The 8,615-nt window shown below is 65.9% G+C and carries 7 protein-coding genes; 2 read left to right on the plus strand and 5 right to left on the minus strand.

The window, feature by feature from the left end:
• Nucleotides 1-368: 368 nt before the first annotated feature.
• Together AC5LUJ_RS03585 and AC5LUJ_RS03590 are read left to right on the plus strand one after the other, a co-directional pair.
• Nucleotides 369-2,438: a protein kinase domain-containing protein gene (locus AC5LUJ_RS03585; protein WP_493464457.1), complete on the plus strand. Its 2,070-nt coding sequence runs from the start codon at nucleotides 369-371 to the stop codon at nucleotides 2,436-2,438.
• An 80-nt stretch (nucleotides 2,439-2,518) separates the two neighbouring features.
• On the plus strand, nucleotides 2,519-2,770 hold the full coding sequence (locus tag AC5LUJ_RS03590) for a type II toxin-antitoxin system CcdA family antitoxin (RefSeq protein ID WP_250280540.1): 252 nt from the start codon (nucleotides 2,519-2,521) through the stop codon (nucleotides 2,768-2,770).
• Nucleotides 2,771-2,856: 86 nt separating this feature from the next.
• Here AC5LUJ_RS03590 and AC5LUJ_RS03595 read toward each other — a convergent pair whose 3' ends face one another.
• The 5 genes from AC5LUJ_RS03595 to AC5LUJ_RS03615 all read right to left on the minus strand — a co-directional run bounded on the left by AC5LUJ_RS03595 (nucleotide 2,857) and on the right by AC5LUJ_RS03615 (nucleotide 8,322).
• Nucleotides 2,857-3,657 carry a TerD family protein gene (locus AC5LUJ_RS03595; RefSeq protein WP_493464458.1) on the minus strand — a complete coding sequence of 267 codons (801 nt, stop codon included), beginning with the start codon at nucleotides 3,655-3,657 and terminating at the stop codon, nucleotides 2,857-2,859.
• A gap of 580 nt (nucleotides 3,658-4,237) precedes the next feature.
• Complete coding sequence (locus tag AC5LUJ_RS03600) at nucleotides 4,238-5,908, minus strand: TolB-like translocation protein (protein ID WP_493464459.1); 1,671 nt, start codon at nucleotides 5,906-5,908, stop codon at nucleotides 4,238-4,240.
• Nucleotides 5,909-6,039: 131 nt separating this feature from the next.
• Nucleotides 6,040-6,741 (minus strand): RDD family protein, encoded by a 702-nt coding sequence (locus AC5LUJ_RS03605; RefSeq protein ID WP_250280547.1) that lies wholly within the window; start codon nucleotides 6,739-6,741, stop codon nucleotides 6,040-6,042.
• A 106-nt stretch (nucleotides 6,742-6,847) separates the two neighbouring features.
• Nucleotides 6,848-7,705, minus strand: a complete 858-nt coding sequence (locus AC5LUJ_RS03610) for a hypothetical protein (protein ID WP_250289695.1) — start codon at nucleotides 7,703-7,705, stop codon at nucleotides 6,848-6,850.
• Nucleotides 7,705-8,322 (minus strand): NPCBM/NEW2 domain-containing protein, encoded by a 618-nt coding sequence (locus AC5LUJ_RS03615; protein WP_493464460.1) that lies wholly within the window; start codon nucleotides 8,320-8,322, stop codon nucleotides 7,705-7,707. Before AC5LUJ_RS03615 ends, AC5LUJ_RS03610 begins: the two co-directional genes overlap by 1 nt.
• Nucleotides 8,323-8,615: the final 293 nt, after the last annotated feature.

An 8,615-nucleotide genomic window follows, 5' to 3' on the forward strand; every position in this document is an offset into this window, starting at 1 on the left:
CAGACAACCGGCCCGGACAGGCCCGCCCTGCCGGCGGCGGCAATACGCGGCACCATTACATACGCGCCACCACACAGCGTGGCCTATCCGTATGGATACTACGACACCGGCCTTTTCCTTTCTCCGGACGTCTCTCCCCGGACGCCTCTCTCCGGACGTCTCCCGGATATCTCCCACCTCGGGGTCTCCCGCCTAGGGGTCTCCCGCCTAGGGCCCCGCGGGCGACCCCGGCCTGAACCCACTCCGGCTGTCGGGCACCCGCCCGTCCGTCCGACCGTGAAACCGTGGACAACTGCCTATAGTGGACGACGTGGACCGCCGGTCACGGTGAGAATCCGCCAGATCATGGTCCGGGTGGGGGTCCAGCCATGCAGCCACTGAGATCGGACGATCCCACCCAGGTCGGCCCGTACAGGCTGGTAGGGCGGTTGGGTGCCGGCGGGATGGGCCGCGTCTACCTGGGTCGCTCACCGGCCGGCCGTGCCGTGGCGGTGAAGGTCGTCCGGCCCGAGCTCGCCGACGACCCGCAGTTCCGGGACAGGTTCGGCCGCGAGGTGCGGGCCGCTCGAGCCGTCAGCGGCGCGTACACGGCCGCGGTCATCGACGCCGACCCGGCCGCCGACCGTCCCTGGCTCGCCACCGCCTACGTGCCCGGGCTGTCCCTCGCCGAGACCATCCGCCGGACGGGCCCGCTCCCCCAGGAGTCGGTGCGCACGCTCGCCGCCGGGCTCGCCGAGGCGCTCGCCGCCGTGCACCGGGCCGGGCTCGTCCACCGGGACCTCAAACCGTCGAACGTGCTGCTGGCCACCGACGGCCCGCGGGTCATCGACTTCGGGATCTCCCGCGCGGCCGACGCCACCGGGCTCACCCTGACCGGTGGCGTGCTGGGTTCCCCCGGTTTCATGGCACCCGAGCAGATCACCGGCGGTGAGATCGGCCCGCCGTGTGACGTGTTCGCCCTCGGCGCGCTCATCGCCTTCGCCGCGACCGGCAGGGAGCCGTTCGGGACCGGCCCCACCCCGGCGCTGGTCTACCGACTGGTCCATGCTGAGCCGACCCTCGACGGCCTCGACGGCGACCTGCGCGAACTCGTCACCGTCTGCCTGGCGAAGGACCCCGCCGCCCGGCCGGCCCTGACGGACATGCTGGCTCGGCTCACCGGCCAGGATCAGGAAACGACCGTTCTGCGCCCCGGCCCCGGCTGGCTGCCACCGCCGGTGGCCGACGTGCTGAGCGCCCACACCGCGGCCACCGGCACGGACGACCAGCCGTCCGACGCCGACCAGCCGTCTCCCGCGGCACCTGTGCCGGTGCCGGTGCCGGTGACCCCGGCTCCGGTTCCGGCCGTATCCGGGACGGACGACGACGGGCCGCACGCACGTCCCGGCCCTGGTGACGTCAGGTCACCGGTCGACTTGGCCGGAGCTCTGGCCGAAGCGACCACGACCCGGAGCGAAGCGCTCACCGTCCGAGCCGAACCAGGTATCGCCCAGAGCGAAACATCCACCGCCCAGGGTGAAACTACTGCTGTCCAAGTCGAGCCGGCCCCCGCCCAGGCCGCAACGGCCACCCCTCAGAGCGAATCGGCCACTGCCCAGGTCGAGCCAGCCGCCCCTCAGGTCGCAGCGGCCATCACCCAAGCCGTGGCGCGTGAACCAGCCGCAGCGCCGCTGACGACGTCACGGGCCCGACGCCGGCGCGGGGCTCCGCTGGTGATCGGAGCCGTCGCGCTCGTCGTCACCATTGTCGCGATCGTCGTCGGCCTGGCCGCGACCACGAACGGGTCCGGCGGGCAGGGCGCGGCAGCCGGTGACGCACGGCTCGAAGCCACGGCGTCGCCCGCCGCGCGCCCCACCTCGACGAGCGCCGGCTCATCGCCGGACCCGTCAGCGACCACGTCCGCCGGCATGTCCACGGAGATCCCCGCGGCAGCGGCGACCGCGCCGGAGGCCCGGACCGGCGGCGGGCAGCCAGCCGCCGGCGGCGGAGCGGCAGCCGGCCGGCCCGCGGCGGCGGCGCCCGCTGCGGAGACCAACCGTGACTCCCCGGGCAACAACGCGCCACCGCCCGCCAGCCAGCCGCCGGCCGCTCAACCGCCAGCCGCCCAGCCAGCGGCCAACCAGCCGCCGGCCGCCCACACGTTCAGCTTCACCGGGAACCTCACCCGGTACTCGTGCGCGGACGAGGGACGCCTGGTCTCCGCCCGCACCACGGACGGCGTCCTGGCCACGTTCAGCAACCAGAGCCCGGAAACCGTGCAGATCTACTGGCTCGACTTCAACGGCTCCCGAATGGCCGCGGCCTCGTTCCTGACACCGGGAAACTCCTATTCGAGCAACACCTACGTCAACCACCTGTGGCTCGTCGCCAACTCGAGCGGCCGCTGCCTGGCCATCTTCACCGCCGGCACCTCCGGCGGCCGAGTCACCGTTTACTAGAGCCGTCGAGCTGCTCCATCGTCAGGACGGAGCACAGGGCAACCACTCGGTACCCCACGCCGAGTGTGCATATTATGCGCATGGCAAGAGTGAACATTACCGTCTCCGATGAACTGATGGAGTCCGCCCGAGCCGCCGGCCTGAGCATCTCCCGCCTCGCCTCGGCGGCACTGGCCGAGGAACTGGACCGGCATGCCAAGATCGCCGAACTGGACGCCTACCTCAGCGAACTGGAGGCCGAACTCGGCCCCGTCCCAGCTCATGAGGCCGCCGCAGCCCGCGAGTGGGCCGATCGGATCCTGCCCGCCGCCTCGACAGCGCGCACGGCATAACCCTGACGAACCGCCCCGCGCAGTCCCTGTAACGATCAGTTGGATACCACGACCATCGAGATGGTTCGTGCTCAGGATTTTTCCATTTATTCCACTTCGATACCGTAGTCGCGCGCCAGGCCGGCAAGACCATCCGCCCAGCCCTGACCGACACCGCGAAGACGCCAGCCATTTGCGCGCCGGTAGACCTCGACAGCGACGATCGCGCTTTCTGTACTGAGCCCGGTCACCGGGAAGACAGCGAGCACCTCGCGATCCGCGACTGCCGCGATACGCAGATCAGTAACCGCGGCAAGAGCAGTCGCGCCGGAACAATCGAGGCTCGCCGTAAAAACCACCTGGCCGACCGATGCCGGAACACGAGGAAGATCAACGAAAATGCTGTCGGTCCAGGTACCATCGGCCTGCTGCGTCCGACCGGACATATGGACGGTTCCGGCGGCACCAGTCGGCTGGTTGTAGAAGACAGTTGCTTCCGGATCGAGCACGTGGGCGTCGGATCCGCACGGCAGAGCGCTGACATCGAGATCGTCGCTTGCTCCACCTTTCCGGAGAAGCGCCACCCGTATCGGAACGACCGGCAGTGGAACATTCGCTCCTCGGACAAGAACAGTCGCGCCGTCAAGCGGAGGAAAGTCGGCGTCTACCGTCTGCGGCCCACTACCGGCATCAGTATCAGGTTTCTGCCCCTGGAGCTGGAAGGCAATTTCTGGATCATGGTGCTGGAATTCCATGAGAAACTTGTCCAGGTAGTTACGGGAACTTCTTCCGCCCATGATCGTATGAGGTGAATACAGGACTACCTCGCGCCTGTCACCACGCTCCCAGGTGTACATGTGCAGGGTTGCCGATCCACCGTTGGTAGCCAGGAAAGTCGGGATGTGCACACCAACGGTGAAGGTCGGCTTGTCGTCATCGAGAACGCTGAAAGGCGAGTCGTCTCGTGGCGTGAAATACTCGAATGCAACATCACCATCGGTCTTGATGTGCCGAACCCTGCTTAACCATCCTCCCGGTCAGGCCCTGCGTTGCGTCGCCACGCCCCTTGAAGATCGCTCCGAATTCACGCTCGGTGAGCGTAGTCGAGAACTTGACGTGCATGGATCGCATTCAGACTCCACCGCCCTGTTTCAGCCAGCACTTCCTTTTTCGCCATCCATGCCGCTCCTACCCGCAGCTTTGCCGACGACCACGAGTAGGAGCGATACGATTACTTGTACTGATGCCACTGATCGTTCGAGTTCTCACAGACGTATCCGCTGCTGTTGCACCTGCTGCACTGCGTAGTCCATCCTCCACCGATGCCGTTGCACTTGGGGCAGCGAACAATCTTGACCTTCTTCTTGCACTTCTTGCACTGCACACCCGTCCGGTCACCCTGCCATCTCACAGCGAGATCTCCTTCACGACATGGTTGAGAGCTATTTGAAGAGAAGAACTGACGGAGCCACTAAAAACTGGTCTATATCAACGGTCACGATTCCACAGTCGCGGTCTTCTGCGAGATGAATTCGTGTCCGATGGCGTTTGCGGCTCAGGTACTGTCGCATGCAGCCTGCCGCTGATATCGCTCTCCATGGGCTCGCCCGCTCTCAGCCGCCCGAGGTCGGAGGAGAGGGCCAGCCAGCCGTCTCGGTCATCGCGCGGTGAACCTGTTCCGACATACATTACAAAGGTCCATGACTCGGGACCCTCGAGAGTATCCGCGAAGGACGGGTCGGCCTCAAGCGCGCCGGCGCAGAAACGGCGAATCTCCTCCGTCACCAGCATGGGCTCCGTACCGGACTTACTGATGGCATCGAACATGAGTTGAGCCGCGCAGGCATGTTGCTTCCGAAACATTTCGACCTGCGATCCGGCGAGCACAGGATTACCAAAAGCAGGCCGTGATCCCGCCTGCAGAGCCGCTGCAGGCTGAAATGTACCGTCGGACACGGTCTGGTCGACCCAGATGACCCGCGCACAGGAACGTTCGACGCCGCAGGAAAATCGTACCGGCAACACAAGCTCACATTCGGATGAGGCGAGATCCGCGACGAAGGGACGCTTCCCGCTCCCACGGCCTGCGTCAGCTGTCGGATCCATACCTACCGGGGCAAGAAAAGCCAGCCAACGTCCATCAGCAGACACACGAGGGCTTGCGACAAGCAAGCTGACTTTTGACTGCTGTCCCCGAATCCTGCACAATTCCTTGGCACGGCCCCGTTCGAGATCAACATCGAACACATCAGCTTCGGATTTCTGACCAGGCCCCGTAGCCACCAGATGGCCGGGACGCGTCGGCCACCATCCTGCGTCGACAATGTGCACACCGAACACGTCCTTACCGAGCGGAAAAATCATGCCGTCGGGGAGACGCACAAGAGCAGGTGGGTTGCTCCCGACCAGTAGCCAGGTGCCGTCCGGGCTGTACGCGAGCGGCGCCGCCTGCCAGTGGCTGCCGGCAGGATTGCCAGTGACCCAGCGCCATGTCCTGTGTGTCAGATCGTATTCCCACAGCGCGCAGTCGGGGCTGCCAGCCGGCCGAAACTCCAGGAACACCGCCCGTGAACCATCAGCTGTGATCGCTACCGAGAACGTCTCGAACATCGCTCGCTCAGGTCGGGGGCTGGCTCCGGCGAGTCCCGTATAAGGCTGTTCACGGGACAACAGGGCCACGCGTGACCACGGCGAACTATTTTCAAAAGCGACATGGGGAATATGAGCTTGGATGTAGTCACCACCAGCCGGAATACCGAGAGCTTCCGCCGTGTGCCTGCGAGCCAGCGCAACGGAACCGTTTGCGGCGTATGCAACGTCGTAGTCGACGAAGTTCCTGGGGGTGAGGGACCGGCCGTCCGTCCCGACGAGAACAGATCGACCACTGTAGCCACGTTCTGCGATCACGGCTGTCATACCGTCGTCCGGATCATCACTGATGAATCGCGGCTGTTCGACGATCGCAAGGGTCGAGCCGACAGCCTGCGAAGCTGGGCCGTTCGCCCTCGACCAGATTCTGCTGGTCCCACAACCGGCAGCCAGTGCGGCGTCGAGATCGACGATCGGAACAGCGGCACGAGCAGGTTCGCTCGTCTTCTTCCCTCTCGTCAGATGAGTATAATCTATTTTCTTGTTTAGGCGCGTGTATTCAATCGACACAGCCCCTCCTCCGATTTCACATGCCCTACCACGCTGTCCACGACACAGGAATCACCACCTATTTCCACCGACGGCGGGTACCTGCGACAGGAAGATCACAGGTGCATGCACATGTGACTGCCGGGCCGAAGTTATTCGGTTCTGATAACGATTGATTTTATGATCTTGTCGGCGATGGTCTGCTTTTTTTCGTCCCAGAGGGGCAGCAGGTAACCGATGCAGAACAGCAGGCCGTCCAGGAAGTGGCAGATGCGGCGGACGATGGCCAGGCCGAAGCCGAGCGGCTGGCCATCGGCTTCCCGGATCAGTTTGATCTTCGCGACACGCTTGCCCGGCGTCTGGCCACGGGTGCCCTCGAAGTAGGACATGAGAAAAAAAGAGGCAATGCCGGCGACAAATCCGAGGATTATCAGCGCGCTCCCGGCGGAAGAGGAGGAGGAGCCATAGGAGTCGTAATCACCATAGGGGTCGTACGAGGATGCGATACTGCTCACCGCCATGCCGGCGCCGACGAAATACAGGATCGTGGGCACCAGACCGAAGACCAGCCAGTCCACGACGGCGCCCAGAACCCGCAGGCCCCAGTGCGCATAGTCCGTCCGCACCGGTGCGCCGTACCCGTAGGGCGGGTTCTGCCCCTGATAGCCCTGGTTGTACGGGTAGCCGTAACCGGGCGGCGGCCCCTGCGGCCAGCCATGGCCCGGCTGCGGCTCCTGCGGCGCATAGCCCGGCTGTGGTGCATATCCTGGCGACGGCCCCTGCGGTGGGCCATAACCCGGCTGTGCTTCTGGCTGCCCGCCGTACGGGCTGTTGGGATCGGGTGGATAGCTCATGTTTCTCCTTGACGGACGAGGGTCGGGACAGGTGGGCGGGGACACACGGGTTACGGGTGTGGATACGGATCGAAGCCGCGGCCGGAGCGGTTCCGGGCATGGCCGGCTACCGCTGTAGTTTCCGGGTCGGCCGGCTGTCGAGTTCGCGGAGCGCATCCATCAGCAGCCCGCGGTTCGCCAGGATGTACTCGATGAACTCAGGTGTCCCGCGCTCGCCCTGGAGGTCGACGCCGAGGCGGGCGGAGGCGTCCTTCCGTAGCCGGCCGAGCTGTTTCTCCAGCCATTTCCGCGACGCTTCCGTGAGCTCCCGGTCGAGCAGGAGCAGCGTCTGCGCGCCGCGTTCCCGGACACGAGGTGGCAGGCCGTGCAGTTCCGGATAGCAGTAGGCGGCGAGGGTCCGCCGGTCCCCGTGGCTCCACGCCGGTGCCCCGACACTGGACGTCGTCGGGGCACCGGTTTCCCAGAGGCCCGCCATGTTGGCGGCATGAACGGCCCCCGCTCCCGCGCCGGGCCCACCAATGACAAGGGTGAACCGATGCTCGATATCACCACCGGACGCGCGAATAGCGACCATCTGCCAGGTGCGGACGAGGACCTCGCCCGGACTGTCCTTGATGATCTCCCGATAGAGACCGGGCGCGGTCAGATAAATCTTGGTCTTGCCGGTGGCGTGGTTCGTCAGCGTCCATCGGCCGTCGGGTGCGGCGATCCGGCCCGCGAGACGCGGGACGGCCGGGTCCTGCGTGCCACTGTCGTCCACGAGTTTCACGGCGATGTCGACCCCGGCGGGAGCCCGGCCGAAACCGAAGGTCCGCCTGCCGGTGAGGACCCATCGGTCGTCGACGTGAAGGGTGTTCTCCCGAGGGTCGGTCTCCCGGTTCAGACCGGCGGCCCGGCGGTAGAACACGGCCAGGGCAGGAGCACCACCGCCGGCCGGGCCATCATGCCTTGGTTCGACGGACATCATGTCCCCGGCGTCGGGGTGGGCACCTCGCTCGGAACCCCCAGCAGCCGGGCATCCCCCCACACATTGTAATCACAGGATCCGTTCTTATTGCCGCTGACGAACGTCTGCGTGAGTTTGAGTCGGAGCACTCCGGTGAGATCGAGGCTGATGGGGACGGATTCACCGAAGCCGATATCCTTCCGATAGGCGGGCGAGCCGTCCACGAACACCTCGTACAGAATTCTTATCGAGCTGTCCCACGCGTCATCGGCAATACCTGCCGTGGCCTGAAACGTCCGATAGTGCCGTCCGAGATCGAACTCGAAACTCGACGAACGGCGAGTACACGTGTACAGCGAATGCGGATAGGTCTTCCCATTGACGGTTTTGGAGCCCGTGGAGGGGTCACCGGCGACGGCACGCACGTCGCTGAGATAGACCAGCGCGGGCTGGCGTGCCACGGTCAGCGTCACCTGCTGCCCGGCTTCCAGTCGGGTTCCCGCCGGGGGATCCTGGACCAGCACCGTGTTGTCGGTCGCGCTGGGGTCCAGCTTCTCCTTGACGACGACCTGGACGCCATTCTGGATCAGTGCCTGTCGGGCCTGTACAAGCGTGACGTTGACAACCGACGGCATCGGCCCGCCGGTGGGTGCCGCGGACGGCGTAGGGCTGGGCTGGGGCTGGGGCTGGCGGAAGCCTGGGGCAGCGGAGCCGCGGAGACCGACGCGGGCCCCGGCCCCCTACCGGATATGACGGACCCGGCCGCGGGCTTGTCCGCGTCCCTGAGCCGGGGCAGCGCGACAGCGGCACCCGCCACGAGCATGATTGTCGCGGCCAGCGCGAGGGTGACCACGACACGCATCCTGACCCGCGGCTTCCGGCCAACGGGTGGCGGGGGCACGATCCCGGGCCCACCAGGCCCGAAGGG

The sequence above is a fragment of the Protofrankia sp. CiP1_Cm_nod3 genome (assembly GCF_982290655.1).

What these genes read in the sequence shown, in the direction of transcription:
- AC5LUJ_RS03585 (WP_493464457.1), top strand. Translation starts at nt 369, where the DNA reads ATGCAGCCACTGAGATCGGACGATCCCACCCAGGTCGGCCCGTACAGG.
- AC5LUJ_RS03615 (WP_493464460.1), bottom strand. Translation starts at nt 8,322, where the DNA reads ATGCCGTCGGTTGTCAACGTCACGCTTGTACAGGCCCGACAGGCACTG.
- AC5LUJ_RS03590 (WP_250280540.1), top strand. Translation starts at nt 2,519, where the DNA reads ATGGCAAGAGTGAACATTACCGTCTCCGATGAACTGATGGAGTCCGCC.
- AC5LUJ_RS03605 (WP_250280547.1), bottom strand. Translation starts at nt 6,741, where the DNA reads ATGAGCTATCCACCCGATCCCAACAGCCCGTACGGCGGGCAGCCAGAA.
- AC5LUJ_RS03610 (WP_250289695.1), bottom strand. Translation starts at nt 7,705, where the DNA reads ATGTCCGTCGAACCAAGGCATGATGGCCCGGCCGGCGGTGGTGCTCCT.